Origin of the sequence: Tropicimonas sp. S265A (assembly GCF_049800835.1) — a bacterium.
Taxonomy (GTDB): domain Bacteria; phylum Pseudomonadota; class Alphaproteobacteria; order Rhodobacterales; family Rhodobacteraceae; genus Dinoroseobacter.
Window position 1 is genome coordinate 1 of sequence record NZ_JBNAFU010000013.1, and the last position, 2,500, is coordinate 2,500.

Here is a 2,500-nt window from a genome sequence, read left to right on the forward strand (position 1 = left end):
TTTTGGTTGCGGGAGTAGGATTTGAACCTACGACCTTCAGGTTATGAGCCTGACGAGCTACCGGGCTGCTCCATCCCGCGCCATTTTTTGCGGATTTTTGTCCGCATTGGTGCGTTTGTTTCGAGATCGTATCGAGAGGTAAACGAGACTATTTTTATTGGCTTTTTTCTAGGTTTGGCGGTGACCTACTCTCCCACGCCTTAAGACGCAGTACCATTGGCGCTACGGCACTTAACGACCGAGTTCGGGATGGGATCGGGTGTTTTGCTCGCGCTATGACCACCAAACCGAGGAAAAAGCCGTTTCCGGTCGATTTTGCGATGCAGTCGCCGGTTTTGTGTCAATCAGAGGATGTTCCAAGCCAAGGGGGGCTTTGCAGCAGGGGTCGCGTTTTGCGCCTTCTACTGGATCAAATCAAGCCTATCGAACCATTAGTACCGGTCAACTGAATGCATTACTGCACTTACATCTCCGGCCTATCGACGTCGTGGTCTACGACGGTTCTCAGGGATACCTTGTTTTGAGGGGGGCTTCCCGCTTAGATGCCTTCAGCGGTTATCCTTTCCGATCATAGCTACCCAGCACTGCCATTGGCATGACAACTGGTCCACCAGTGGATCGTTCACCCCGGTCCTCTCGTACTAGGGGCAACTCCTCTCAAGTATCCTACACCCACGGCAGATAGGGACCGAACTGTCTCACGACGTTCTAAACCCAGCTCACGTACCTCTTTAAACGGCGAACAGCCGTACCCTTGGGACCTGCTCCAGCCCCAGGATGAGATGAGCCGACATCGAGGTGCCAAACGGTGCCGTCGATATGGACTCTTGGGCACCATCAGCCTGTTATCCCCGGCGTACCTTTTATCCGTTGAGCGATGGCCCTTCCACTCGGGACCACCGGATCACTATGGCCGTCTTTCGACTCTGCTCGACTTGTCAGTCTCGCAGTCAGGCTGGCTTCTGCCATTGCACTCAACGAGCGATTTCCGACCGCTCTGAGCCAACCTTCGCGCGCCTCCGTTACGCTTTAGGAGGCGACCGCCCCAGTCAAACTACCCGCCACACAGGGTCCCGGATCCGGATAACGGACCGCGGTTAGACATCAAGCGATGCAAGGGTGGTATCTCAAGGGAGGCTCCACCAAGACTGGCGTCCTGGTTTCAAAGCCCACCACCTATCCTGCACATGCATGGCCTGATGCCAGTGTGAAGCTGTAGTAAAGGTGCACGGGGTCTTTCCGTCTAACCGCGGGAAGCCTGCATCTTGACAGGCAATTCAATTTCGCTGAGTCGATGTTGGAGACAGCGGGGAAGTCGTTACGCCATTCGTGCAGGTCGGAACTTACCCGACAAGGAATTTCGCTACCTTAGGACCGTTATAGTTACGGCCGCCGTTTACCTGGGCTTCAATTCGGAGCTTGCACTCCTCCTTTTAACCTTCAGGCACCGGGCAGGCGTCAGACCCTATACGTCGTCTTGCGACTTCGCAGAGCCCTGTGTTTTTAGTAAACAGTCGCCACCCCCTGGTTTGTGCCCCCAGCCCTCAGTTGCCTAAGAACCGGGCCTCCTTCTCGCGAACTTACGGAGGTATTTTGCCGAGTTCCTTCAACATCGTTCTCTCAAGCGCCTTGGTATGCTCTACCAGTCCACCTGTGTCGGTTTCGGGTACGATCTCACGGAAGAGCTATTTCCAGGAACCGCTCAGCAGCCCAACCAATCCGATAAGGTTGAACTACACCTGCGATCCGTCACTTCTTCCTGGCTCCGGAATATTAACCGGATTCCCATCGACTACGCCTTTCGGCCTCGCCTTAGGGGTCGGCTTACCCTGCTCAGATTAACTTTAAGCAGGAACCCTTGGACTTTCGGCGACAGGGTCTCTCACCCTGTTTGTCGCTACTCATGTCATCATTCTCACTGGTGATCTCTCCACCGGATGGCTCACGCCCCGGCTTCATCGATAACTCCTTGTTTGCGCTACCGCTTCGCTACTTGAGCGCGGTTGCCCGCACCGCTCGTAGACCGGCGATATAACAAACTAGGAGTTTTTTCACACCACGCTCTGCTACCATGCCTTACGGCATCCTAAGCTTCGGCTCATGGCTTGAGCCCCGTTACATCTTCGCCGCAGGACAACTTGTTTAGACCAGTGAGCTGTTACGCTATCTTTAAAGGATGGCTGCTTCTAAGCCAACCTCCTGGTTGTTTTGGTCGTCCCACCTGCTTTCCCACTTAGCCATGAATTAGGGGCCTTAGCTGTAGGTCAGGGTTGTTTCCCTCTCCACTACGGACGTTAGCATCCGCAGTGTGTCTGCCATCTAGTACTCCCGGGTATTCGGAGTTTGGTTAGGATCAGTAAGCCTGTGGGGCCCCATTACCCATCCAGTGCTCTACCCCCCGGGGTATTCGGATGACGCTCTACCTAAATAGATTTCGCAGAGAACCAGCTATCTCCGAGTTTGATTGGCCTTTCACCCCTAGGCACACCTCATCCCGACC

1 tRNA gene and 2 rRNA genes (1 of these 3 cut by a window edge) are annotated in these 2,500 nt (G+C 54.4%); all 3 read right to left on the reverse strand.

Annotated features, from left to right (window positions below):
- Positions 1–3 precede the first annotated feature (3 nt).
- Positions 4–80 (reverse strand) — tRNA-Met (locus ACP15N_RS19055).
- A 92-nt stretch (positions 81–172) separates the two neighbouring features.
- Positions 173–287: ribosomal RNA gene (rrf, locus tag ACP15N_RS19060) — 5S ribosomal RNA — on the reverse strand.
- Between the two features lie 123 nt (positions 288–410).
- Positions 411–2,500 (reverse strand): 23S ribosomal RNA (locus ACP15N_RS19065) (it continues 778 nt past the right edge of the window).